General features: G+C 64.5%; 20 protein-coding genes. 13 read left to right on the forward strand and 7 right to left on the reverse strand.

What is annotated here, in order from left to right; translation table 11 throughout:
- Positions 1-15: 15 nt before the first annotated feature.
- Complete coding sequence (locus DL1_RS09055) at positions 16-924, reverse strand: N-acetylmuramic acid 6-phosphate etherase (RefSeq protein ID WP_038065119.1); 909 nt, start codon at positions 922-924, stop codon at positions 16-18.
- 144 nt (positions 925-1,068) lie between these two features.
- Between DL1_RS09055 and DL1_RS09060 the strand changes: the two genes are divergently transcribed.
- Genes DL1_RS09060 through nagA form a run of 4 tightly spaced genes read left to right on the forward strand, consistent with a single transcriptional unit; the run spans position 1,069 to position 4,932 of the window.
- Positions 1,069-1,911, forward strand: coding sequence for a glucosamine kinase nucleotide-binding domain-containing protein (locus DL1_RS09060; RefSeq protein WP_038065122.1), 843 nt, complete (start codon positions 1,069-1,071; stop codon positions 1,909-1,911).
- The gene (locus DL1_RS09065) at positions 1,908-2,738 is read left to right on the forward strand and encodes a GntR family transcriptional regulator (protein WP_081856299.1); all 831 of its coding nucleotides are present in this window, start codon (positions 1,908-1,910) and stop codon (positions 2,736-2,738) included. The genes DL1_RS09060 and DL1_RS09065 overlap by 4 nt, the downstream gene beginning before the upstream one ends.
- Positions 2,735-3,766 carry an SIS domain-containing protein gene (locus DL1_RS09070; protein ID WP_038065124.1) on the forward strand — a complete coding sequence of 344 codons (1,032 nt, stop codon included), beginning with the start codon at positions 2,735-2,737 and terminating at the stop codon, positions 3,764-3,766. Before DL1_RS09065 ends, DL1_RS09070 begins: the two co-directional genes overlap by 4 nt.
- Complete coding sequence (gene nagA / locus DL1_RS09075; RefSeq protein WP_038065127.1) at positions 3,766-4,932, forward strand: N-acetylglucosamine-6-phosphate deacetylase; 1,167 nt, start codon at positions 3,766-3,768, stop codon at positions 4,930-4,932. The genes DL1_RS09070 and nagA overlap by 1 nt, the downstream gene beginning before the upstream one ends.
- A gap of 11 nt (positions 4,933-4,943) precedes the next feature.
- Here the strand turns inward: nagA and DL1_RS09080 are convergent, their stop codons facing one another.
- Complete coding sequence (locus DL1_RS09080; RefSeq protein ID WP_038065131.1) at positions 4,944-5,891, reverse strand: LysR family transcriptional regulator; 948 nt, start codon at positions 5,889-5,891, stop codon at positions 4,944-4,946.
- 135 nt (positions 5,892-6,026) lie between these two features.
- Between DL1_RS09080 and chvE the strand changes: the two genes are divergently transcribed.
- From chvE to sbmA, 9 genes are all read left to right on the forward strand, one after another.
- Positions 6,027-7,088, forward strand: a complete 1,062-nt coding sequence (gene chvE, locus DL1_RS09085; protein WP_038065133.1) for a multiple monosaccharide ABC transporter substrate-binding protein — start codon at positions 6,027-6,029, stop codon at positions 7,086-7,088.
- 136 nt (positions 7,089-7,224) lie between these two features.
- Positions 7,225-8,739 carry a multiple monosaccharide ABC transporter ATP-binding protein gene (gene mmsA / locus DL1_RS09090; protein WP_038065207.1) on the forward strand — a complete coding sequence of 505 codons (1,515 nt, stop codon included), beginning with the start codon at positions 7,225-7,227 and terminating at the stop codon, positions 8,737-8,739.
- Positions 8,740-8,752: 13 nt separating this feature from the next.
- On the forward strand, positions 8,753-9,988 hold the full coding sequence (gene mmsB, locus DL1_RS09095) for a multiple monosaccharide ABC transporter permease (RefSeq protein ID WP_038065210.1): 1,236 nt from the start codon (positions 8,753-8,755) through the stop codon (positions 9,986-9,988).
- Between the two features lie 5 nt (positions 9,989-9,993).
- A complete protein-coding gene (araD1, locus tag DL1_RS09100; RefSeq protein ID WP_038065135.1) occupies positions 9,994-10,959 on the forward strand; it encodes an AraD1 family protein in 966 nt (321 codons plus the stop codon).
- 17 nt (positions 10,960-10,976) lie between these two features.
- Positions 10,977-12,728 (forward strand): L-arabinonate dehydratase, encoded by a 1,752-nt coding sequence (araD, locus tag DL1_RS09105; protein WP_038065137.1) that lies wholly within the window; start codon positions 10,977-10,979, stop codon positions 12,726-12,728.
- An 88-nt stretch (positions 12,729-12,816) separates the two neighbouring features.
- Positions 12,817-14,331 carry an aldehyde dehydrogenase (NADP(+)) gene (locus DL1_RS09110; protein ID WP_038065139.1) on the forward strand — a complete coding sequence of 505 codons (1,515 nt, stop codon included), beginning with the start codon at positions 12,817-12,819 and terminating at the stop codon, positions 14,329-14,331.
- Positions 14,328-15,257, forward strand: coding sequence for a Gfo/Idh/MocA family protein (locus DL1_RS09115; protein WP_038065142.1), 930 nt, complete (start codon positions 14,328-14,330; stop codon positions 15,255-15,257). Before DL1_RS09110 ends, DL1_RS09115 begins: the two co-directional genes overlap by 4 nt.
- Positions 15,258-15,483: 226 nt before the next feature.
- Positions 15,484-17,244, forward strand: a complete 1,761-nt coding sequence (gene ggt, locus DL1_RS09120; protein ID WP_081856301.1) for a gamma-glutamyltransferase — start codon at positions 15,484-15,486, stop codon at positions 17,242-17,244.
- 189 nt (positions 17,245-17,433) lie between these two features.
- Positions 17,434-18,657: a peptide antibiotic transporter SbmA gene (gene sbmA, locus DL1_RS09125; RefSeq protein ID WP_038065145.1), complete on the forward strand. Its 1,224-nt coding sequence runs from the start codon at positions 17,434-17,436 to the stop codon at positions 18,655-18,657.
- A 33-nt stretch (positions 18,658-18,690) separates the two neighbouring features.
- Here the strand turns inward: sbmA and DL1_RS09130 are convergent, their stop codons facing one another.
- The 5 genes from DL1_RS09130 to DL1_RS09150 all read right to left on the reverse strand — a co-directional run.
- On the reverse strand, positions 18,691-19,440 hold the full coding sequence (locus tag DL1_RS09130; protein ID WP_038065147.1) for an ABC transporter permease: 750 nt from the start codon (positions 19,438-19,440) through the stop codon (positions 18,691-18,693).
- A complete protein-coding gene (locus DL1_RS09135; protein ID WP_038065149.1) occupies positions 19,437-20,372 on the reverse strand; it encodes an ABC transporter ATP-binding protein in 936 nt (311 codons plus the stop codon). The genes DL1_RS09130 and DL1_RS09135 overlap by 4 nt, the downstream gene beginning before the upstream one ends.
- The gene (locus DL1_RS09140) at positions 20,369-21,550 is read right to left on the reverse strand and encodes an ABC transporter permease (protein WP_245739633.1); all 1,182 of its coding nucleotides are present in this window, start codon (positions 21,548-21,550) and stop codon (positions 20,369-20,371) included. The genes DL1_RS09135 and DL1_RS09140 overlap by 4 nt, the downstream gene beginning before the upstream one ends.
- 5 nt (positions 21,551-21,555) lie before the next feature.
- The gene (gene osmF, locus DL1_RS09145; RefSeq protein WP_038065151.1) at positions 21,556-22,464 is read right to left on the reverse strand and encodes a glycine betaine ABC transporter substrate-binding protein OsmF; all 909 of its coding nucleotides are present in this window, start codon (positions 22,462-22,464) and stop codon (positions 21,556-21,558) included.
- Between the two features lie 202 nt (positions 22,465-22,666).
- A partial coding sequence (locus DL1_RS09150) for an aldehyde dehydrogenase family protein (RefSeq protein ID WP_038065154.1) occupies positions 22,667-23,624 on the reverse strand: 958 nt, incomplete at its 5' end.

The following is a 23,624-nucleotide window of genomic DNA, read 5'->3' on the forward strand; positions in this document are numbered from 1 at the left end:
TCGGCCTTCTGGGTTTTAGCGGTGGAGCGCCTCTAGGGCGGGGGCGAGATGCCCCTGCGTTTGCTCCAACAAGGCGTGGGCGCGCGCGGGGTCTGCGCCCGCGGCAATGAGAATGGCGGGTTTGACGGCGCCTTGGGCGGCACCCAGCGCGTCCTCGCTGCGCGCGGGATCAGACCCGGAAATCGCGCTTACGATTGCAATGGCGCGGGCCCGCAGCTTGCCGTTATCGGCGGTGAGATTGACCATCAGCCCGTCATGGACATGACCAAGCCGGATGCCGGTGAGTGTCGAGAGCAGGTTGAGCGCGATCTTCTGCGCGCTGCCCGCCGCCATGCGCGTAGAGCCCGCGATCACTTCCGGCCCGGTCTCAAGCGCAATCGCGATATCAGCGCGCGAAAGCAGCGCCGAGCCTGCGACATTGGCCAGCCCGATCACCTGCGCGCCGCGCGCCTGTGCGCCTTGGGCGATCTCAAGCGTATAGGGCGTGCGCCCCGAGGCCGAGACACAGATCACCGTATCGCCGGGGCCAAGCCCTGCTGCGTCCAGATCGGCCAGCGCGAGCGCCGGGTCATCCTCGACCGCACCGGTCATATGGTGCAGCGCCGCATCGCCTCCGGCAAAGAGCATCGGCGTCTGCGCGGGGGCAATGCCGTAAGTTCCCGCCAGTTCAAGGCAATCGGCCAGCGCCATAAGCCCGGAGCTGCCCGCGCCTGCATAGGCCAGCTTGTGGCCGCTGCGCAGGCTATGGGCTGCGCGCGCGGCTGCGCGCTCCAGATCGGGCAGGGCGGCGTCGAGGCAGTCCAGCGAAGACAGGTGGCCTGCATGCAATCTCGCCAGCGCCTCACGCGGCGAGACCGCATGGATGCCCGGAGCGGAATTGTGGCGCTCCTCGGTGGCGCGTGATGTGACTGCGGCAGCGGTCATGCGAATCCCCTTGTTCAGCGAACATGATGCCAAAATAATACCAATTGGCAAGACTTATTAAAAATAGGCGGTATTGGTCTGGTTTTCGTAAGCCGTCTTGTCAAATGGTATTATGTTGGTATTGTTTCGATGACTGGAGGACCGATGGCTCTGTTTCTTGGCATGGATGGTGGCGGCAGCGGATGCCGGGCGCGGATCGTCGATGAGACGGGGCGCGTGATAGGGCAGGCCGAAGGCGGTCCGGCCAATATCGTCTCGGATCTGGCCAGCGCGCAGGACAATCTTCTGGCCTGTGCGCGCAAGGCGCTGGGCGAGGCGGGCGATCTCAAGGATCTCCACGCCGTGCTGGGGCTTGCCGGGGCCAATGTGGGCCATGTGGCCGAGGCGCTGCATGCCGCACTTCCCTTCCGCTCTGCGCGTATCCTCAGCGATGCTGTGATTGCTTTGCGCGGGGCGCTGGGCGCGCGCGACGGCATTCTGGCGGCGCTCGGGACCGGCTCCGTCTTTGCCGTGCAACGCGCGGGTGAGATGCGTCAGATCGGTGGCTGGGGGCTGGTGCTGGGCGATGAGGGCTCGGGCGGCTGGATCGGGCGGGCGCTGCTCACGCGGGCGCTGCACGCCTATGATGGCCGCGTCGAGATGACGCCTCTTTTGCGCGCGGTGCTCGATGAGGCACGCGGGCCGGAACACCTCGTCGACCGGATGCGCCTGGCGCCGCCTTCGGGCTTTGCCACCTATGCGCGCCGCGTGATCGAGGCGCCAGACGATGGTGCGGCACGCGCAGTGCTCGCCGCCGCCGATGAGACCATCGCGGAGGCGATTGCCGATCTTCAGCAGGGCGCGGCGCTGCCCGTTTGCTTCACCGGCGGGCTGGGCGCGGTGTTTGCCCACAGGCTTGAGGGTCGGCTGGGCGCGCCCGTCCTTCCCGCGCAGGGCAGCGGGCTGGATGGCGCGGTCGCGTTGGCCCTTGCGGAGGGGGTGCGATGAAAGTGAGAAAACCGGATCAGCCGCAATCCTTGCCCGAGACCTCTGGCGCGAAGGCGGCTGCGGAGATTTTTGCGGCCAGCCGGTTCGAGGCGAGTGCCGTAGGCCCGCTTTATTTGCAACTGCGCGCCTGTATCACCGAGGCCATCGAGACCGGGCAACTGCGCCCGGGCGAAAGCCTGCCTGCCGAGCGCGATATCGCAGCAATGGCCAATCTGTCGCGCGTCACCGTGCGCAAGGCGGTGGAGCAACTGGTCGCCGCCGGACGTCTGGTGCAGCGGCGCGGCTCTGGCACGTTCGTTGCGCCGACGCTGGAGCGGGTTGAGATGCCGCTCTCGCAGCTCAACTCTTTCACCGAGGATATGGCGCGGCGCGGACGCGAGACACGCGCGATCTGGCTGGAACGCGCGCTGGCGCGGCCCTCCACCGATGAGGTGATGGTGCTCGGGCTCAACGCGCATGAGCAGGTGGCGCGGCTGGCGCGGGTGCGCCTGTCGGATGGCGTGCCGCTTGCGATTGAGCGCGCCTCGCTGCCCGAGACGCTGCTGCCCGACCCCCAAGCGGTCAGAGGCTCGCTTTATGAATATCTGGGGGACCGCGGGCTGCGTCCGGTGCGCGCCGTGCAGCGGATCTCGGCTGCCAATATTGATGCCGAGACCGCAGGCCTTCTGGAGATGGCCGAAGGGGCGGCGGGTCTTCAGATCGAGCGGATTTCCTATCTGGAAACCGGGCGCGTCGTCGAGATCACGCGCTCGATCTATCGCGGCGATGCGTATGATTTCACAGCGGAATTGCGTATTCCGAGTGCTGCCGAAAGGAGTTCGACATGACCGATGAGACCCTGATGTATAGCGAGATCCGCGAGATCCCGCAGGCGAGCCGCGCCTTGCTGGAGGCGGGCGCGGATGAGATCGCGCAGGCGGGGGCTGCGCTGCGGGCCTGCGATCCGTCCTGCATCGTGACGGTGGCGCGCGGGTCTTCCGATCACGCGGCGAGCTATCTGAAATATGCCATTGAGCTGGCCGCAGGGGTGCCCGTGGCCTCAATCGGACCGTCAGTGGCCTCGATCTATGGCACGAAGCTGCGGCTCAAGGGGATGGGTTGCATCGGGATTTCGCAATCGGGCCGCAGCCCGGATATCGTGGAGCTGTTGCGCGCCGCGCAGGCGGGCGGTGCGCTGACCTTTTCGCTGAGCAATGACAGCGCCTCGCCGATGGCGCAGGCCGCCGATCGTGCGGTCGGGCTGCGCGCGGGGCCGGAGCGTTCGGTCGCGGCCACCAAGAGCTTCGTCTGCTCGATTGTTGCGGGGCTGGCGCTTTTGGCGGAGTGGCAAGAGGATGCAAGCCTCAAGGCGGCTCTGGCTGCCCTGCCAGAGGCCTTTGCGCGCGCGGTCGAATGCGACTGGACGCCGCTGTCGGACCGGCTCGTGCGGGCGCAGTCGCTTTACGTGCTGGGCCGGGGGCCGGGATTTGCGATCTCCAATGAGATGGCGCTGAAATTCAAGGAAACCTGCGGCTTGCATGCCGAGAGCTATTCGGCAGCCGAGGTGTTGCACGGGCCTTCGGCGATTGTGCAGGCGGGCTTTCCGGTGCTGGCGCTGGCGGTTGAGGATGCCGCGCGCGCCCAGTTGGAGGCCACGGCGGCGCGGCTTGTCGGGCAGGGCGCGGAGGTGTTTCTCACACGCCCCGGTCAGGCCGAGGGGGCGGTGATCTTGCCCACCGTGTCCGATCTGCATCCGCTGGTGGCCCCGCTTGTGCCGGTGGTCAGCTTTTATGCCTTCATCGAGCAGTTGGCGCGGCGGCGCGGGTTTCATCCCGACACGCCGCCCCATCTGCGCAAAGTTACGGAAACTCTCTGATGAGTCCCCTCACGATCTATACCGGCGCGCGGATTTTCGACGGAGCGACCCTGTTTGAGGACCATGCGCTGGTGATCGAGGCGGGCTGCGTGCGTGAGATCACGCCCGAGAGCGCGCTGTCAGACACAGCCCTGCCAGAGGAGGCCAAGCGGATTGCGCTGCAAGGCGGGGTGCTCGCGCCGGGGCTTTTGGACCTTCAGGTCAATGGCGGCGGCGGGGTGATGCTCGGCGCGGGCGATCCAGCCCATGAGATCGCCACGATCTGTGCCGCTCATCGCGGGCTTGGCACGGCGGGCGTGTTGCCGACGCTGATCACCGCGCGCCGCGAGACGGTGGGCGCTGTGCTGGCGGCGGGCGCGCAGGCCGCGCGCGACGGGGTGGCAGGCTTTATCGGGGTGCATCTTGAGGGGCCGCATTTGGATCTGGCACGCAAGGGGGCGCATGCGCCCGAGCTGATCCGCCCGATGGAGCAGGACGATCTTGAGATGATCTGTCGCGCGGCGAAGACGATGCCCGCGCTAATGGTGACGCTGGCCCCCGAGGCCGCCACGCCCGAGCAGATCGCAGCGCTTGCGCGTGCGGGGGTGATCGTCAGTCTGGGCCATTCCGATTGCAGCTATGAGCGCGCGCGGGTGGCTTTCGCAGCGGGCGCGCGCTGTGTGACCCATCTGTTCAACGCGATGAGCCCGCTTGGCCATCGCGAGCCGGGGCTTGTGGGGGCGGCGCTCGACAGTGAGGTCTGCGCCGGGATCATCGCCGATCTGGTGCATGTCTCGCAGCCCGCGCTTGGCATCGCTGCGCGCTCTAAACGGTCGCCGGGGCTGTTTCTGGTCACCGATGCGATGGCGGTGGCGGGCACCGATCTGGACGGGTTTACGCTCAATGACCGCTGGATCGAGCGTCGCGACGGGCGGCTGACGCTGGCCGATGGCACTTTGGCGGGCGCCGATGTGAGCCTGCCCGAGGCGCTTGGCGTGATGCATCACCGGGTCGGGTGCGATCTGGCGGAGGTGCTGGGCATGGCCACCCGCGTGCCCGCAGAGCTATTGGGGCTGGGGGCCACATTCGGCCATCTGCGCCCCGGGGCCGAGGCTGTCGATCTCGTGCATCTGGGCGATGATCTGAGCCTCATTGCCCTTGGCTCAGAGGTCGGGCGCTCAAGTTAAGCGCCCGGGCCTTATGGCGGATCGCTGGGCCCCAAGGCCCGGATCGAGCGGCGCACGATGGCCAGCAGCTTTTCGCTCGCGCGCGGTAATTCGCGGTCGCGCAGGGTCAGGATCATATAGGGCTCGACGGTGATCGCGCGGTCGATTGGCAATTGCCGGAAGCCCGCCGAGACCGGCGCATCAAGCAGCAGGTCGATCACCTCTTGCGCCATCGGCGCGATCGCATCGAAATCGCGCAGCAAGGCCACGACCGCAAGCAGCGACGAGGTCGTCACGACATTGGGCGGGCTGCTCAGGCCCGCATCGTGAAAGGCACGGTCGACGGCTTGGCGGATCGGCGTGCCCACGTTTTGCAAAATCCATGGCAGGTGATGCAGATCGCGCACGCCAAGCGGACCCGCGCCCAGCATCGGGTGACCATCGCGCACCAAAAGCCGGACGCTCTCATCGCGCGCAGGCTCGATATGGAAGGCGCGGTCATCCATCCAAGGCGGCAGGCGGGCGAGCGCGAAATCCAGATCGCCGCGCTCAAGCGCGGGCACCAGCGTGGCCGAAGGGGCGACATCTACCGAGACCTCGACCAGCGGAGAGGCGGCTTTGAGCTCGCGGATCGCGGGCACGATCTGACCCAGCGCCGGGCCTGTGACCGCCCCGATCCGCACCGTGCCGCCACGCCCGGCGCGCAGTTCAGTGAACTGCGCCGAGAGCTGATCGAGGTCGTTGATCATGCGTCGCGCGTGGCGCGCGACCAAAAGACCTGCGGGGGTGGGCTCCATCCCCTTGGGGCCGCGGGTGAACAGCTTTTCGCCCAGCAGGCTCTCGATCTCGCCGAGGCTGCGCGAGGCGGCAGGCTGGGTCAGCCCGCAGGCTTCGGCGGCGATCTGCAATTGGCCGTGGCGGCGGATTTCAGAGACGAGCTGGATCTGGCGGGGGCGCAAATGACGGAACGGATCGGACATATGATATACCGGTTTTGATATGCTGTTCGATGGTATTGATATTTGAGTGGTATGTCATCTGCGAATATAAGGCGCTATCCCCGAAAACAGGGGTTGGAGACCGCGGTGCAGGAGATACCGCAAAGGGAGGAAACCATGAAATTCCTGAAACTGGCGGGTGCGCTCGCCGTAAGTCTTGTTGCGCTGTCATCTATGGCTCAGGCCGAAGGTGAGCTGGTCGGCGTCGCGATGCCGACGAAATCCTCGGCGCGCTGGATTGCCGATGGCGACAACATGGTCAAGCAGCTTCAGGCCGCTGGCTACAAGACCGATCTGCAATATGCAGAAGACGATATCCCCAACCAGCTCGCGCAGATCGAGAATATGGTGACCAAGGGCGCGAATGTGCTCGTGATCGCCTCGATCGACGGGACCACTTTGTCCAACGCGCTTGAGAACGCGGCTGCGGCAGGCGTCAAGGTCATCGCCTATGACCGGCTGATCAAAGACAGCCCGAATGTCGATTACTACGCGACCTTCGACAATTTCAAAGTCGGCGTGATCCAGGCAACCTCGCTGGTGCAGGGCCTCAAAGAGCGCTTCCCCGATGTCCATCCGTGGAATGTCGAGCTGTTCGGCGGCTCGCCCGACGATAACAACGCCTATTTCTTCTATAACGGCGCGATGTCGGTGCTGCAGCCGCTGATCGATAGCGGCGATATCGTGATCCCGTCGGGTCAGATGGGCATGGATAAAGTGGGTACGCTGCGCTGGGATGGCGCGGTCGCTCAGTCGCGCATGGATAACCTTCTGTCGGCCAACTACACCGACAAGCAGGTTAACGGGATCCTTTCGCCCTATGACGGGCTCTCGATCGGGATCATCTCGTCGGTGAAGGGCGTGGGCTATGGCTCGGGCGATCTGAAAATGCCGATCATCACCGGTCAGGATGCCGAGATCCCCTCGATCAAGGCCATCGAGCGCGGCGATCAGTACTCGACCGTGTTCAAGGATACTCGCGAGCTGGCGAAAGTCACCGTGAACATGGTGGACGCGATGGTGCAGGGCAAGGAAGTCCCGGTCAACGACACCAAGACCTATGACAATGGCGTCAAAGTCGTGCCGTCCTACCTGCTCGAGCCGACGCTGGTGGACAAGTCGAACTACGAGAAAACCCTCGTGGGCTCGGGCTATTACACCGCCGATCAACTCAAGTGAACCGAACCGGGCCGGAGGTAACTCCGGCCCCTCCTTACCCCAGAGCGCGCGGCTGATGCGCAGCGCTTGGGGCCAACAGACCGGCCCGGACCGCGCGACCGACGCGCAGGTAGGGCCTGATCTTGGGATTTCCGATATGACCACGCTTTTGGAGATGCGCGACATCACCAAGGAATTTCCGGGTGTGAAAGCCCTCGACCGCGTGACGCTCTCGGTTGAGCAGGGCGAGATCCACGCCATCTGCGGTGAAAACGGTGCCGGAAAATCGACGCTGATGAAGGTGCTTTCGGGCGTCTATCCGGCAGGCAGCTACGACGGTGAGATCCATTATGAGGGCGCTCTGGCCGAGTTCAAATCGCTGTCTGACAGCGAGGCGCGCGGCATCGTCATCATCCATCAGGAACTGGCGCTCGTGCCGCAGCTCTCGATTGCCGAAAACATCTTTCTGGGCAATGAGCGCGCGACCGGCGGTGTGATCCAGTGGCAAGAGACCTTCCGGCGCACCGAGGCGCTGCTGGCCAAGGTGGGCCTGCGCGATGCACCCGGCACGATGGTCGACAGTATCGGCGTGGGCAAGCAGCAGCTTGTCGAGATCGCCAAGGCGTTGTCGAAAGACGTCAAACTCCTGATCCTCGATGAGCCGACCGCGGCCTTGCAGGAAAATGACAGCCGCAAGCTGCTCGATCTGATGCTGGAGCTGAAGGCGCAGGGCGTGACCTGCATCATCATCAGCCACAAGCTGGGCGAGGTGCGTTATGTCGCCGATACGGTGACGGTGATCCGCGATGGCGCGACCGTCTCGCGGCTGCCTGCCAAGGGGCTGGAAGAAGACCATATCGTGCGCGACATGGTGGGCCGTGACATGACCCATCGCTTCCCCGACCGGCCCCGCCGCGCGGGCGAGGTTCTGATGGAAATCGAGAACTGGAATGTCTGGCATCCCGAACATGCCGAGCGGCAGGTGATCCACGATATCGGGTTCAACGTGCGCGCAGGCGAGGTGGTCGGTATCGCGGGGCTCATGGGCTCGGGCCGGACCGAGCTTGCGATGTCGATTTTCGGGCAAAGCTGGGGGCGCAACATCTCGGGCGTCGCGCGGTTGCATGGCAAGCCGGTGGATCTGAGCCGGGTGGACCGCGCGATTGCGGCAGGGCTTGCCTATGTCACCGAGGACCGCAAGAGCCTTGGGCTGATCCTGGACGAGACGATCCGGTTCAACACGACGCTGGCCAATCTTGAGGCGGTCTCGACGCGCGGCGTGCTCTCGGAGGGGCAGGAGACTGAGGTGGCCGAGCGCTACCGCAAGGCTCTGGCCACCCGCACGCCTTCGGTGATGCAGCAGGTCGGCAACCTCTCGGGGGGCAACCAGCAAAAGGTCGTGCTGGCGAAATGGCTGTTTGCGGGGCCCGAGGTGCTGATCCTCGACGAGCCGACGCGCGGCATCGATGTCGGCGCGAAATACGAGATCTATTCGATCATCAACGACCTCTCTGCTCAGGGCAAAGGCGTGGTGATGATCAGCTCTGAGATGCCCGAGCTTCTGGGCATGTGTGACCGGATCTACGTGATGAATGAAGGGGCGTTCGTGGGTGAGCTTGCAGCCCAGGATGCCAGCCAGGAGCGCATCATGTCGCTCATCGTGAATGAGTGAGGGGGAAAAGAAGATGCAATCGAGCGAAACCAATACGGCCCAGAGCGAACCCTCGCGTCTGAAAGCCTATCTGAAAAACCACATGCGCGAATACGGCCTGCTCTTTGCGCTGATCGCGATCATGGCGTTCTTTCAGATCGTGACGGCAGGCACGCTGATGCGGCCCGTCAATATCACCAACCTGTTCTTGCAAAACAGCTATATCATCATCATGGCGCTGGGGATGCTGATCGTCATCGTCTCGGGCAATATCGACCTTTCGGTCGGCTCGGTGATGGGCTTTGTGGGCGCTTTTGCCGCCGTTATGGTCGTGCATTGGGGCATGCCTGTCTGGATCACCTTCATCGCCGCACTGGTGATGGGCGGGCTGATCGGGGCCGCTCAGGGCTACTGGGTCGCCTATTGGAAGATCCCGTCCTTCATCGTGACGCTGGCGGGGATGCTGGTGTTTCGCGGTGCCTCGCTCTGGCTGCTCGAAGGGCAATCGGTCGGGCCGTTCCCGAAGAGCTTTCAGATCATCTCAACCGGCTTTGTGCCCGATATCCTGCCGCGTGGCGTGACGACGGAGCTTGCGGGCCTGTTTGGCGCGCGCAACTTCAACGTCCTTGCGATGGCGGTGGGGCTTGCGGCTGTGCTGATCGTGATCTGGCTGGGGCTGCGGGCGCGAGCACGCGACAAGGCCTTTGGGATCGACGGCGAGCCTGCGAATTTCTTCTGGGCGCGCAATGTGATCGTCCTCGGCGCGCTGTTGTTCCTGACCTTCAAACTCGCGACCTTCCGCGGCCTTCCCAACGTGCTTCTCACGATGGGCGTGCTGATCGTGATCTACGCCTTCTTCACCCAAAACACGGTGGTGGGTCGCCGGATCTACGCCTTGGGCGGCAACGCCAAGGCGGCGAAGCTCTCGGGCATCAAGACCGAGCGGCTGACCTTCCTTGCCTTCGTCAATATGGGCGTGCTGGCAGCATTGGCCGGTCTGATCTTTGCCGCCCGTCTCAACACCGCGACCCCCAAGGCGGGCTTCGGGCTGGAGCTGGACGTGATCGCGGCTGTGTTCATCGGCGGTGCGTCGATGTCGGGCGGCTCGGGCAAGATCGTGGGGGCGGTGGTTGGCGCCTTCATCATGGGCGTGATGAATAACGGGATGTCGATCATGGGGATCGGCATCGATTATCAGCAGATGATCAAAGGCTTGGTCCTTTTGGCCGCCGTGGTCTTCGACGTCTACAACAAACAAAAACAGGGCTGAACGACATGCATCTGAGCCAGTTGAAATCGGGCGGCGTGATCGTCCGCGAGAATGAGACCGCACGGCTGCTGCCGGGGATCGAGAGCATCTTTGCACTGGCGCAGGCCGCCGTGGAGCAGGGTGCCCGGATTGCCGATCTCCTGCCCGATGGGGGCGAGGCGGTCGATCTGGAGATGTTGGCAGCAAGCGGCAAGCTGGATGTGCCGGTGCGCCATCCCGAGCCCGCGCGGATGTATCTGTGCGGCACGGGGCTCACGCATCTGGGCTCGGCCTCCACGCGCAACGCGATGCACGCCCAGACCGAAGAGCATGTCTCGGATTCGATGAAGATGTTTCGCATGGGCCTTGAGGGCGGCAAACCCGCCGCCGGAGAGGTCGGGGTGCAGCCCGAATGGTTCTACAAAGGCCCGGGCAGCGAGGCCGTGGCGCCCGGCGATCCGCTGACCAGCCCCGGCTTTGCCCTCGATGGCGGGGAAGAGCCCGAGATTGCAGGGTTCTACCTCAACGGTCCGGACGGCGTGCCGCACCGGATCGGTTTTACGCTGGCCAATGAGTTCTCCGATCACGTCACAGAGCGGGTCAATTACCTGTTTCTGGCGCATTCCAAGCTGCGTCCGGCGAGCTTTGGCCCCGAGTTGCTGCTGGGCGATCTGCCGGATCATATCGAGGGCCGCTCGCGGATCCTGCGCGGCGATGAGGTGATCTTCGATCAGCCCTTCCTGTCGGGCGAGGACAACATGTCCCACACCATCGCCAATCTTGAGCATCATCATTTCAAATATGCGCCGTTCCGCAGGCCCGGCGATCTGCATGTCCACATGTTTGGCACCGCCACGCTGAGTTTCGCAGGCGGCATCACACCTCAGGCGGGCGATGTGTTCGAGATCTCGAGCGCCGCGTTCGGCCTTGCTCTGCGCAATCCGCTTTCCGTGGCATCCGATACCGGCTGCACCACGATCCGTACCCTCTGACCGTCGGAGTATATCCCATGTCCGCCTCTACCTTCACGCCCGCCCCATGGCCGCGCAAGCTGCGCTCGCAGGAATGGTATGGCGGCAATTCGCGCGACACGATCTATCATCGCGGCTGGATGAAGAACCAAGGCTATCCGCATGATTTGTTTGACGGACGCCCGATCATCGGCATCCTCAACACATGGTCCGAGCTGACGCCCTGCAATGGCCATCTGCGTGAGCTGGCTGAAAAGGTGAAGGCGGGCGTTTGGGAGGCTGGTGGCTTTCCGGTCGAAGTGCCGGTCTTCTCGGCCTCGGAAAACACCTTCCGTCCGACCGCGATGATGTTTCGCAACCTTGCGGCGCTGGCGATCGAAGAGACCATTCGCGGCCAGCCGATGGATGGCGCGGTGCTGCTGGTGGGCTGCGACAAGACCACGCCCTCGCTGATGATGGCGGCGGCAAGCTGCGATATTCCCTCGATCGTCGTGACTGGTGGTCCGATGCTCAACGGGCATTTCCGCGGCGAGCGCGTGGGCTCGGGCACGCATCTGTGGAAATTCTCCGAAGCCGTGAAGGCGGGCGAGATGAGCCAAGAGGATTTCCTTGAGGCCGAGCAGTCCATGAGCCGCTCGTCGGGCACCTGCAACACGATGGGCACGGCCTCTACAATGGCCTCGATGGCCGAGGCGCTTGGCATGGCGCTTTCGGGCAATGCCGCGATCCCTGCGGTCGATAGCCGCCGCCGCGTGATGGCGCAGCTCTCGGGGCGGCGGATCGTGCAGATGGTGAAGGACGACCTGAAACCCTCTGATATTCTGACCAAAGATGCGTTCGAGAACGCGATCCGCACCAATGGCGCGATCGGCGGCTCTACCAATGCGGTGATCCATCTGCTGGCACTTGCGGGCCGCGTCGGTGTCGATCTGACGCTGGATGACTGGGACCGCTGCGGGCGCGATGTGAAGACCATCGTCAACCTGATGCCCTCGGGCAAGTATCTGATGGAAGAATTCTTCTATGCCGGGGGCTTGCCGGTCGTTCTTAAACGTCTGGGTGAGGCGGATCAGTTGCACAAGGACGCGCTGACGGTCTCGGGCGTCTCGATCTGGGACGAAGTTGCAGAAGTCGTGAACTGGAATGAGGACGTGATCCTTCCCGTGGACCGCCCGCTGACCGAACAGGGCGGCATCGCGGTGCTGCGCGGCAATCTTGCGCCCAAGGGGGCGGTGCTCAAACCGTCGGCTGCCAGCCCGCATCTGCTGACCCATCGGGGCCGGGCGGTCGTCTTCGAGGATATTGATGACTATAAGGCGCGGATCAACGACGAGGATCTCGATATCGACGAGACCTGCGTGATGGTTCTGAAGAACTGCGGCCCCAAAGGCTATCCCGGCATGTCCGAGGTCGGCAATATGGGCCTGCCGCCCAAGGTCTTGCGCAAAGGGATCACCGATATGGTACGGATCTCGGATGCGCGGATGTCGGGCACGGCTTATGGCACGGTGGTGCTCCACACGGCACCCGAGGCTGCTGCCGGCGGGCCGCTTGCGGTGGTGCAAAGCGGTGATATGATCGCGCTTGATGTGCCGGGGCGCTCGCTCACGCTGGAGATCTCCGACACTGAGCTGGCCGAGCGTCTGGCGGCCTGGACGCCCAGTCACGAACGCGCCGAGAGCGGCTATGCATGGCTGCATCAGGCCCATGTCGAGGGGGCCGATACCGGGGCTGATCTCGACTTTCTCAAGGGCTGTCGCGGCAACCCGGTGGGCCGCGACGCGCATTGAGATGATGCATTGACACGATGATGCGCGGCGCGGGCTTTGGCCTCCCCCTCAAGGCGCGCCGCGCGCACTCCACAAGAAAGGACTTCGCATGACCTATACCCCCCACGGACAGCACCTGATCGCAGGCACGCGCACCGGAGCGGATGAAAGCTTCACCTCGACACCCGCCACGGGCGAGGGGCGCACCGTCTGCGCGGGCAATGCCGCATTGATCGACCGCGCGGTGCAGGCGGCAGAAGAGGCGTTCTGGAGCTTCGGGGCCACGGATCGCGAAACCCGCGCCGTGCTTTTGGAGACCATCGCCGATGAGATCGAGGCGCGCGGCGCTGACATCACCGAGCTTGCGATGTCCGAAAGCGGCCTCCCGCAGGCCCGGCTTGAGGGCGAGCGGGGGCGCACCACGGGTCAGCTTCGCATGTTTGCCAGTCATATCCGCAAGGGCGACTACCTGGATCGGCGCCATGACGCGGCGTTGCCGGATCGCAAACCCGCGCCGCGCCCCGATCTGCGGATGATGCAGCAGCCTGTCGGTCCGGTTGCGGTGTTTGGCGCGTCGAACTTCCCGCTGGCCTTTTCGGTGGCCGGTGGCGATACCGCCTCGGCGCTGGCCGCTGGCTGTCCGGTCGTCGTGAAGGGCCATGAGGCGCATCCCGCGACCGGCGAGATCGTGGCCGAGGCGATTACGGCGGCGATTGCGAAATGCGGTTTGCCCGCCGGGATTTTCAGCCTCGTGCAGGGGGGCTCGCGCGACGTGGGCGAGGCGCTCGTGACCCATCCGCTGATCACGGCGGCGGGGTTCACCGGCTCGCTGGGGGCAGGGCGTGCGCTTTATGATCTTTGCGCCAAGCGCCCCGAGCCGATCCCGTTTTTTGGCGAGCTGGGCTCGGTCAACCCGATGTTCCTGCTGCCCGAGGCGGTCGCTGCGCGCGGCGCCGCGATCGGTACCGGCTGGGCGGGCTCTCTGGTGATGGGGGCAGGCCAGTTCTGCACCAATCCCGGCATTGCCGTCGTGCTGGCCTCGCAGGCCGAGGCGATCATCGAAGGCGCGCGCGCGGCTCTGGAGGGCTCCGGGGCGCAGGTGATGCTAACCGAAGGCATCGCCAAAGCCTATCGGCACGGCACGGCAGAGGTCGCCAAGGCCAAGGGCGTGCGCGATGTGTTCCGCTCGGAATGCGACGGGCGGGCGGCGACCCCGAACCTCTTCGTGGTCTCGGGCGCTGACTGGCTGGCCGAGCCGATCCTGTCGGAAGAGGTCTTCGGGCCGCTGGGCCTGTTGGTGACTGCCGAGTCGGAGGCGGAAATGCTGGCGCTTGCAAAAAGCTTCCGCGGCCAGTTGACCGCGACGCTGCACATGGATGACGGCGATGCGGATCTGGCGGGCCGTTTGCTGCCGGTTCTGGCCCGGCGCGCAGGTCGGGTGATGGCCAACGGCTTCCCCACGGGTGTTGAGGTCAGCGACGCAATGGTCCATGGCGGGCCTTATCCCGCCTCGACGAATTTCGGCGCGACGTCGGTGGGGACGCTGGCGATCCGGCGCTTCCTGCGTCCGGTCTGCTACCAGAACATCGCGCCCGCCCTTTTGCCAAAGGATCTGCGCGAATGAGCCAGCCGATCTCGCTTGGACTGGTGGGGTTGGGCGTGATTGCACGCGCCCAGCACCTGCCTGCGCTCAAGGCCACGCCGGGTTTGCGGCTGGCCGCGATTGCCTCGCGCAATGCGGGACTTGAGACGCTGCCCAGCTATCCCGATATCGCGGCGCTGCTGGACGCCGAGCCCGATCTGCAGGCGATCTCGCTTTGCACCCCGCCGCAGGGGCGGTTTGCCCAAGCGGCGGCTGCGATTGCGGCGGGGCGTCACGTAATGCTTGAAAAGCCGCCCGGTGCGAGCGTGTCCGAGGTGCAGGCACTCAGCGCGCTGGCGCGTGCGTGCGGCGTGAGCCTTTTTGCGACGTGGCATTCGCGCGAGGCGGCGGCCGTGGCGCAGGCGCGCGAGATGTTGGCCGATCTTGAGGTCCGCTCGGTCGAGATCCGCTGGATGGAAGATGTGCGGCACTGGCATCCCGGGCAGGATTGGATCTGGCAGCCCGGCGGTCTGGGCGTGTTCGATCCCGGCATCAACGCGCTCTCGATCGTGACGCGTCTGCTGCGCGATCCGGTGCGACTGACGCGCGCGCATCTGGAGCTGCCCGAGAACCGGCAGGCCCCGATTGCCGCTCAGCTCGACATGGTGGCCGGGCTGCAGACGCGAATCCGCGCGCAGTTCGACTGGCGGCAGACGGGGAAACAGACTTGGGAGATCGTCTTGCGCACCGATGGCCCCGAGATCGCCTTGCGCGAGGGCGGGGCGCGGCTGGAGGTCGATGGCGAGGCCCGGATCTCCGCGCCCGATCAGGAATATCGCGCGCTCTATGCCCGGTTTGAACAGCTCATTGCGCGCGGGGAGTCCGATGTGGATCTGGCGCCGTTGCAGCTTGTGGCCGATGCGTTCCTGTTGGGCGAGCAAACCCGCGTTGCGGCCTTTCACGACTGAGGCCTGACGAGATGAGGCTGAAGCCGCGCGCCCACATGCGCGCGGCTTTGTGCGTGGTGCGGTGCCATAGGCCGGAGGCACGACAAGCTCCGAGAGAGGGCGCGACACCGATCCCGCAGAGCCGCTCGCGCAGCCGTGAGACAAGTCTTTGAAAATTCGCGCTATAGGTGTTTCTCAGAGAACGCGATCAACTGAAAACCAGAGCCTGATTTCGAGGAGTGTCCCCATGCGCCGCATCGCAGCCTACCTGTCCGCCTGTCTGTTGATAGGCGCGCCCGCCTTTGCCGATACCCAGAACAGTGCGGCCGCGGCACTGCCCGATGTCGGCGTCTCGGGCGTCACCCGCGCGAAACTGGCCGCAGCCAAACCTGTCACCGCCAAACATGCGATGGTGGTGACCGCGCAGCATCTGGCGACGGATGTCGGGGTCGATATCCTCAAACAGGGCGGCAATGCGGTCGATGCGGCGGTGGCGGTGGGCTATGCGCTCGCGGTCGTGCATCCGTGCTGCGGCAATCTGGGTGGCGGCGGTTTCATGACGGTGCATCTGGCCAATGGTCAGAACCTGTTTCTCGATTTCCGCGAGAAAGCGCCGCTGGCGGCAACGCCCGATATGTTTCTCGACGCAGACGGCAAGGCCGATCCCAAGCTGAGCCGCGAGTCGTGGCTGGGCACGGGCGTGCCCGGCACCGTGATGGGGATGGATGAGGCGCTGGCGAAATACGGCACGATGACGCGGGCCAAGGTGATGGCCCCGGCGATCGAGCTGGCGCGCGATGGCTTTGTGCTCAATGCAGCCGACGTGAAGCTGATGGATCTGCGCACCAAGGTCTTTGCAGCCCAGCCCAATGTGGCCAAGATCTTTCTGCATCCCGATGGCTCGCCCTATGTCGCAGGCGAGCGGCTGCGCCAGCCGGAACTGGCCAAGACGCTGGAGCTGATCTCGAAAGAGGGGAGCAAAGCATTCTACGAGGGCCCGATTGCCAAGGCGATTGTGAAGGCCAGCCAGGCGGATGGCGGGCTCTTCACGATGAAGGATTTTGCTCAATACACCGCCCCCTGGAGCAAGCCGGTGAGCTGTGAGTATCGCGGCCATGAGATCATCTCGGCGCCGCCGCCCAGCTCGGGCGGCACCACGATCTGCGAGATCTTGCAGATCATCAAACCCTATCCGTTCGGCAAATGGGGCTACAGCTCGGTCAAGGCCACCCATGCGCTGGTCGAGGCCGAGCGCCGCGCATTTGCGGATCGCAACACCTATCTGGGCGACCCGGCCTTCGTGAAAAACCCGGTGCAGGAGCTGATCTCGCAGGCCCATGCCGAGAAGCTGCGCGCCACGATCCTGCCGGATCGGGCAACGCCGTCCTCCGAGATCAAGGGCAGCCTTGGAGCCAATGAGGGGATGCATACGACGCATTATTCAATCGTGGATGCCAAGGGCAATGCGGTGGCTGTGACCTATACGCTCAACTTCTTCTTTGGCACCGGTAAGATCGCGGGCGATAGCGGGTTCTTCCTCAACAATGAGATGGATGATTTTACCGCCAAGCCCGGCGTGCCCAATGCGTTCGGTCTGGTTCAGGGCAAGATCAACGCGGTCGCCCCCGGCAAGCGCCCGCTGAGCTCAATGACGCCCACGATCGTGCTCAAGGGCGGCAAACTGTTCATGGTCACCGGCAGCCCGGGCGGCTCCACGATTATCTCGACGACGCTGGAGAGTATCCTCAACGTGGTCGATTTCGGGATGAATATGCAGCAGGCGGTCGATGCGCCGCGGGTTCACAATCAGTGGTTGCCTGATCTGGTCTATGTCGAACCCGGCTATCTGACCCCCAAGACGAAGACCGCGTTGGAAGGGATGGGCTACACGTTCAAGGAGCGCGCGCCCTGGGGGGCCGATGAGGCGATCCTTGTCAATTCCAAGACCGGGATGCTGGAGGGTGCCAATGACAGCCGCAGACCCTCGGGGCTGGCCAAGGGCTACTGAGGGCGAAAGCTCCGATCCTCTGACCCCGATCCTCTGGCCCCGATCCTCAGGCCCGGTGCCGGGGGATCGGGGCGTTAACGCAGAGACAAAACCATGTGACAGCGGGCGTACAAGGCTTCACCCGCGCGGGCCGCGCGCTACAAGAAAAGGCGTGGCCCGGTGGCGGCCCGCTTTATCAGGTGAGGTCTCGTGTTCAGATCGTTTTTCCCCAATCCCAGACTGTTCTTTCCCAGCGCGCTGATCTGGACCTTGCTATCGGTGCTGGTCTGGTATGGCTATGCGCGTCATTTGGGTGCGCGGTTCGGCATGGGGTTGCCTGCGCCCGGCACGCCGCAGGTGATTGGGTTGGGCTTTTTCGTCACGCCTGATTTCCTGTGGTTCTATGGCTATTGCGCGCTGTGGGTGGCGGTGTTCGCCGCCGTCTGGATGATTGCCGCGCCGCATCCGTGGCATTGGTGGTCGATCCTTGGCTCGGTACTGATCCTCGCGTCGAACTATTTCAGCGTGCAGACCACGGTGGATCTCAACGAGTGGCAGCGCCCGTTCTATGATGCGATCCAGAAGGCGCTGGATGGCGGGCATGGGGTGACGGCGGGGGATCTCTACCACATGCTGTTTATCTGGTCGCAAATCGCTATAGTCTGGATGGCCGTCTATATCGCGACCAACTTTTTCACGAGCCATTACGTGTTTCGTTGGCGCACGGCGATGAACTTTTACTACATGTCACATTGGCCGCGTGCCCGGCGCATCGAGGGGGCGGCGCAGCGGGTGCAGGAGGATACCGCGCGCTTTGCCGCCATCGTCGAGGATCTGGGCGTGTCGATGATCCAATCCGTGATCACGCTCTTTGCCTTTCTGCCGGTGCTGGCGGGGCTGAGCCATTTCGTCTCGGAGCTGCCCATCGTGGGGCATATCGCCGAGCCGCTTTTGGTGGCCGCCGTCTGCTGGTCGCTCTTTGGGACGGTGCTTTTGGCGGTCGCAGGGATCAAGCTGCCCGGACTGGCCTTTGCCAACCAGCGCACCGAGGCCGCCTATCGTAAAGAACTGGTCTATGGCGAGGATGACGCGGCGCGCGCTCATCCGCTCACGGTGCGAGAGCTTTATGGCACGATGCGGCAATCCTATTTCCGCTACTTCTTCCACTTCGCCTATTTCAACATCTTTCGGGGCTTCTACATTCAGGCCGATAATGTGTTTGCCAATATCATGCTGATCCCGACGATTGTGGCGGGCAAGATCAGCTTTGGGGTGATGCAGCAGATCCTGACGGCCTTTGGGCAGGTGACGGGCTCGTTCCAGTATCTGGTGGGGTCGTGGACGACGATCATCGAACTGCTCTCGATCCACAAACGTCTGCGGGGGTTTGAGAAAGCCTTCACAAGCGAACCCGTTGAGGCGGTTGGGGTCTAAGTCCGGTCTGAGGTTGGGGCGGGGCTCTTGCGCTCAGCCACGCGCGCGCCGCGCCCCGAGCCGCCATGACAGATAGGTCTCAAGCTGCACCAGCGCGTCATAGATCAGCACCGCAAACAGCCCGACGATCAGCCCGCCTTGCAGCACGAATGCGGTGTTGTTGGTCAGCAGACCCGCGATGATGATCTCGCCCAAGGTGCGCGCCGCGACGGTCGAGCCGATGGTGGCCGTGCCCAGGGAGATCACCACTGACAGGCGAATGCCCGTCAGAATCACCGGCATCGCCAGAGGCAGCTCGACACGCACCAACCTTTGCCAGCGGCTCAGGCCGATGCCGCGTGCAGCCTCCATCGTCGCGGGCGGCAGGGTCGACAGCCCCGTCATCGCATTCTCGAAAATCGGCAGCAGACCATAGAGAAACAGCGCCACCAGCGTCGGCCCCGCGCCAAAGCCAAGCGCAGGCACGGCGAGGGCCAGCACCGCCACCGGTGGAAATGTCTGGCCGATATTGGTAATCGTGCGCGAGAGCGGGCGGAAGGCCGCGCCTGCTGGCCGGGTCACCAGCACGGCCAGCGTGACCGCAATCAGTGTCGAGGCGGTCGAGGCGAGCGCCACAAGCCCCAGATGGCTGAGCGCGAGCGACAGGAGCGAGGCGCGCGTGTAGATCACCGGCCCGCCGGGCGGGGCAAAGGGCGCAAAGGCCCAAGTGAACCATTCGGGCCGCAAGACCAGCGCCAGCAAGAGCGCAATCAGCGCTAGCCGTATGAGCGCGCCGATCTTCATGCGCGGCTCTGTGCGCGCGCGCGGATTGCGGCCAGCGTCACTTGGCCTTGCGTGCCATCTTCGCGCAGCACCGGCACCGCGTCGCGCCCACTGGCGAGACACTGCGCGAGCACGTCGCGCAGGCTTGTCTGGGCGGGCAGGGGCGTGCCCTCGATCTGGCCGTCCTGCGCGATCTCGCAGGCCGGGATCAGTGACAAAAGCCGCAGCGGGCGTTCGATGCCGCCCACCATTTCGGCCACGAACTCGGTCGCGGGCTCGGTGATGATCTGGGCGGGCGTGGCATGCTGCACGAGCCGCCCCGCATCCATCACCGCCACCCGGTCGCCAAGCTGGATCGCCTCTTGCATGTCATGGGTCACCAGCACGATGGTCGAGCCCAGCTTGCGCTGGATGCGGCGCAGATCCTCTTGCGCGCGGGCGCGGATGATCGGATCGAGCGCGCCGAAGGGCTCGTCCATCAGCAGCAAGTCGGGGCGCGAGGCCAGCGCGCGCGCAACGCCCACGCGCTGAGCCTGGCCGCCTGATAGCTCTGCCGGGTAGCGGGTGCGAAACTGCTCGGGCGCCATCGAGAACAGATCGAGCAGCTCATCCACGCGTGCCGCGATCTTTGCCGCAGGCCAGCCGAGAAGCTGCGGCACCACGCCGATATTGCGCGCGACCGTGTAATGCGGAAACAGGCCGTGGCCTTGAATGGCATAGCCGATCCGCCGCCGCAGCGCGGTTTTCGACATCTCCGCGGTGGCCTCGCCATTGATGCGCACATCGCCCGAGCTGGGCTCAACGAGCCGGTTGATCATGCGCAGCAGCGTGGTTTTGCCCGACCCGGATGTGCCCACGATCACCGTGATCGTGCCGGTCTCGACGGTCATCGACACGGCATCCACCGCGCGGGCACCGTCATAGATCTTGGTGATCTGGTCAATCTCGATCATCTTGTGCGCTCCGCAGTCGGTGTGGCCAGTTCGACCAGAATGTCCATCGTGATCGCCGAGATCAGGGCAAGCGCCACCGTGGGCAGCGTGCCCAGCAAGATCAGGTCAGTGGCGGTCTGGTTGAGGCCCTGAAAGACGAAAGTGCCAAAGCCGCCACCGCCGATCAGCCCTGCGATCACGGCAAGCCCGATATTTTGCACCAAAACGATGCGCAGCCCGGCAAGGATCACCGGCAGGCCCAGCGGGAATTCGACCTTTATCAGCCGTTGAAAGCCCGTCATCCCCATGCCGCGCGCGGCTTCACGGGCCTCCGGCGGGGTGCTTTGCAGCCCCGCCAGCAGGTTCGCGACCACTGGTAGCAAGGAATAGAGAACGAGCGCGAAGAAGGCGGGCGCAAAGCCGATCCCGGCGATCCCGATGGCCTTTGCGCCGGGCACAGCCGTGGCGATCCAGCCAAGGATCGGGATCATGATCCCGAACATCGCAAGCGAGGGGATGGTTTGCAAAAAGCTCAAGACGGGCAGGGTGGCCTCGCGCAGTCGGGCGCTGCTATGGCAGGCAATGCCCAGCGGCAGACCGATCAGCGCCGCCGCTGCAAGCGAGCCGAAGGCCAGCCCCAGATGCCGCAGAGCCGCGGTCTGAAACCCGGATTTGCGACTGGCATATTCCTGCATGATCGACAGATCCGACAGCGCGCCTGAGCGCAGCAGTAGTGCCACAAGCCCCACCGTCAGCGCCAGCAATGCTGCGCGAGCCCATGGCCCGGGCGAGAGCGCCCCGAGCGCATCCGCCATCAGAAGCGACAGCACGACGAGCAGGCACCAGAACCCGGCCGCCGGTGAGACGCGGGCAAACTCTCCGGCATCGCTGAGCAGCGCGTTCGAGCCCTGCACCAAAAGCCAGAGCAGCCCTGCCAGCCCCAGTGCCGCCCCCAGCAGCCGCAAAGCAGGCCGTGAGATCACGCCAAGCGCCAGCCCCAGCACGAGGGCCACCAGACCGGGAGCGGCTTGCGCCAGCGACCAGATCGGCACGCCTTGCCCCGCGACGATCCGATTGGCCGCCAATGTCAGGAAGGGCAGGAAAATCGCGGCAGCGCCGAGGGCTGCAAATAGCAGCCCCGGCCTGCTGAGCATATGCGGCCCGCCCTGCGCGCCGAGGCGCCGCAGGGTCTGTGCCACAGCGATCAGTTCAGCACTCCGATCTTGGTGAGATAGTCACGCGCGACTTTCTCGGCGGGCTCGCCTCCCACCTGAATACGCCCGTTCAGCGTTTGCAGCGTTTTCAGGTCGAGCCCGGAAAAGATCGGGTTCAGCACATCGGCGATCTTGGGATATTCCTTGAGCACTGCGCCGCGCACCACGGGCGTCGGCTCATAGACCGGCTGGACGCCCTTATCGTCTTGCATCACCACAAGCCCAGTCGCGCCAAGCCCGCCATCGGTGCCATAGGCCATCGCGGCATTCACTCCAGACGTGCCACGCGCAGCGGCTTGGATCGTGGCGGCAGTATCGCCACCCGAGAGCACGACGGTCTGATCGGGGCTCAGCTTGAAGCCATAGGCCGCTTCCATCGCGGGCAGCACGGCGGGCGAGGAGACAAACTCGGTCGAGGCCGCCAGCTTCACATCGCCGCCGCCTGCGACCCACTTGCCGAAATCAGACATGGTGACGAGGTGGTTTTTCTCGGCCACGGGGCCCGTCACGGCGATGGCCCACGTGTTATTGGCAGGTGCCGAGTCGAGCCAGATCAGATCGTTTTTCTTGGCGTCTAGCTCGGCCACGCGGTCATGTCCGGCCTTGGCGTTTTTCCAGACCGGGCTGTCGGGCTCATTGAAGAAATAGGCCCCGTTGCCGGTATATTCGGGATAGATGTCGATCTGGCCCGAAAGCTCGGCCTCGCGCACGACCTGTGTGCCGCCCAATTGCAGGCGGCGTTGCACCGGCATCCCGGCATGCTCCAGCGAGAGCGCGATGATATTGCCCAGAAGGCCGCCCTCGGTGTCGATTTTCGAGGAGACGACGATATCAGCCTGCGCGCTCGATGCGAGCGCGACGCTCACTCCGATGGCGGCCAAAATGAGTTTCGTTTTCATATGCGGTAAGCTCCCTTGGCGCGGTCATTGGACGAATGGGTCAAAGACGATCTCGTGAAAGTGTAGCGGTCCGCGCGCATGCGACAAGGGGTGGGCGTGCGGCGCGGAGCGCTTTTCCGGTCCGCAGTCCACCTGCGCAGGGGACGAATGCAAACCGGGGCAGAGTGATCTCTGCCCCGGTTTCGTTCGGTTTTTCTGCAGCTCAACCCGCCAGAAGTGCGGCGTTGCCCCCGGCTGCTGTCGTGTCGATGCAAAGGTGACGTTCGTGATAGAGATGGCCGATATCGGGCTTGCCGGTGATCAGCGGCACGATTGCACCCTCGCGCTCGGCCAGTGCTTTGGCACAGGCCCGCGCGGTCTCGTCATCGCCCCACCACAAGACACCGGAGATCCCGGTCATCGTGGCCAAATCCTCGGGTTTGCTATGCGCGTCGATCCGGGCCTGACCGCCGAGAGCCTCGACCGCCTGCTTTTGCGCCTCAGCATCCGGGCCCAGACACAGAACCGGGTCGCGCGGAACAAGGCTCAGGCGGTTCAGCTCGCCCGTGGGACCGGGCAGGATCTGCACGCGCTCGGGGCGCTCGGCCTTCGCGTCGGCACAAAAACGCGGCACGTAATTCGGCCCACCCGCTTTCGGTCCGGTCCCCGACAGGCCCTCACCGCCGAAGGGCTGAGAGCCCACGATCGCGCCGATCTGGTTGCGGTTGATATAGGCGTTGCCGACATGGATCGCATCGGCCACTTCCTGCACGCGCCCGTCGATGCGGGTGTGCAGACCGAAGGTCAGACCGAAACCCTTGGCGTTGATCGCCGCGATCACAGCGTCCAGATCATCGCCCTTGAAGGTCGCGAGATGGAGCACCGGGCCGAAGATCTCGCGGTTGAGGTTCTCGATACCACTCAGGCTGATAAGCGTCGGCGGCACGAACGTCCCGGTCTTTGGGACATCGATCTGATGCAGGATGCGCGCGCGGTTGACGCTCAGATAGTCGAGGATGCCTTCCTGTGCCTCGGTGTCGATCACCGGGCCCACATCGGTCGACAGATCCCACGGATTGCCCACGCCCAGCTCGTCCATCGCGCCCTTGATCATCTCGATCATCTGCGGTGCGATATCTTCTTGCACATAGAGGCAGCGCAGCGCCGAGCAGCGCTGACCC

Origin of the sequence: Thioclava dalianensis (assembly GCF_000715505.1) — a bacterium.
Lineage (GTDB): Bacteria > Pseudomonadota > Alphaproteobacteria > Rhodobacterales > Rhodobacteraceae > Thioclava > Thioclava dalianensis.

Excerpts from the sequence above, each read along its gene's own strand:
- chvE (WP_038065133.1), top strand. The coding sequence starts at position 6,027 with ATGAAATTCCTGAAACTGGCGGGTGCGCTCGCCGTAAGTCTTGTTGCG.
- nagA (WP_038065127.1), top strand. The coding sequence starts at position 3,766 with ATGAGTCCCCTCACGATCTATACCGGCGCGCGGATTTTCGACGGAGCG.
- DL1_RS09130 (WP_038065147.1), bottom strand. The coding sequence starts at position 19,440 with ATGAAGATCGGCGCGCTCATACGGCTAGCGCTGATTGCGCTCTTGCTG.
- DL1_RS09060 (WP_038065122.1), top strand. The coding sequence starts at position 1,069 with ATGGCTCTGTTTCTTGGCATGGATGGTGGCGGCAGCGGATGCCGGGCG.
- DL1_RS09115 (WP_038065142.1), top strand. The coding sequence starts at position 14,328 with ATGAGCCAGCCGATCTCGCTTGGACTGGTGGGGTTGGGCGTGATTGCA.
- mmsB (WP_038065210.1), top strand. The coding sequence starts at position 8,753 with ATGCAATCGAGCGAAACCAATACGGCCCAGAGCGAACCCTCGCGTCTG.
- araD (WP_038065137.1), top strand. The coding sequence starts at position 10,977 with ATGTCCGCCTCTACCTTCACGCCCGCCCCATGGCCGCGCAAGCTGCGC.
- mmsA (WP_038065207.1), top strand. The coding sequence starts at position 7,225 with ATGACCACGCTTTTGGAGATGCGCGACATCACCAAGGAATTTCCGGGT.
- DL1_RS09065 (WP_081856299.1), top strand. The coding sequence starts at position 1,908 with ATGAAAGTGAGAAAACCGGATCAGCCGCAATCCTTGCCCGAGACCTCT.
- osmF (WP_038065151.1), bottom strand. The coding sequence starts at position 22,464 with ATGAAAACGAAACTCATTTTGGCCGCCATCGGAGTGAGCGTCGCGCTC.
- DL1_RS09070 (WP_038065124.1), top strand. The coding sequence starts at position 2,735 with ATGACCGATGAGACCCTGATGTATAGCGAGATCCGCGAGATCCCGCAG.
- DL1_RS09080 (WP_038065131.1), bottom strand. The coding sequence starts at position 5,891 with ATGTCCGATCCGTTCCGTCATTTGCGCCCCCGCCAGATCCAGCTCGTC.
- araD1 (WP_038065135.1), top strand. The coding sequence starts at position 9,994 with ATGCATCTGAGCCAGTTGAAATCGGGCGGCGTGATCGTCCGCGAGAAT.
- DL1_RS09055 (WP_038065119.1), bottom strand. The coding sequence starts at position 924 with ATGACCGCTGCCGCAGTCACATCACGCGCCACCGAGGAGCGCCACAAT.
- ggt (WP_081856301.1), top strand. The coding sequence starts at position 15,484 with ATGCGCCGCATCGCAGCCTACCTGTCCGCCTGTCTGTTGATAGGCGCG.
- DL1_RS09135 (WP_038065149.1), bottom strand. The coding sequence starts at position 20,372 with ATGATCGAGATTGACCAGATCACCAAGATCTATGACGGTGCCCGCGCG.
- DL1_RS09110 (WP_038065139.1), top strand. The coding sequence starts at position 12,817 with ATGACCTATACCCCCCACGGACAGCACCTGATCGCAGGCACGCGCACC.